The organism is Mesorhizobium sp. M4B.F.Ca.ET.143.01.1.1 (genome assembly GCF_004792275.1).
GTDB lineage: Bacteria > Pseudomonadota > Alphaproteobacteria > Rhizobiales > Rhizobiaceae > Mesorhizobium > Mesorhizobium abyssinicae.
Window position 1 is genome coordinate 1 of record NZ_SRSR01000339.1, and the last position, 287, is coordinate 287.

The 287-nt window shown below is 65.5% G+C and carries 1 protein-coding gene; it reads left to right on the forward strand.

Annotation, left to right across the window (positions count from 1 at the left end; all coding sequences use genetic code 11):
- The coding region (locus tag EN786_RS37255) for a hypothetical protein (RefSeq protein WP_135910217.1) at positions 1–287 on the forward strand (287 nt) is incomplete at both ends.

Genomic DNA, 287 nt, shown 5'->3' on the forward strand with positions numbered 1-287 from the left:
TCGCCAACACGGCGGAGGAGATCCATTTCGCGCTGTTGTCCGACTGGCCGGATTCCAAGACCGAGATCGACGCCGCCGACATCGAGATCCTGCAATATGCCCGCGACGAGATCGCCAGGCTCAACGCCCGCTATCCGTCGGAAGGCTCGCCGCGCTTCTATCTCCTGCACCGCCGCCGGCTCTACAACCAGGCGCAGGGCTGCTGGATGGGCTGGGAGCGCAAGCGCGGCAAGCTGCACGAGCTGAACCTTCTGCTGCGTGGCGACAGCGACACCACCTTCCTGCCG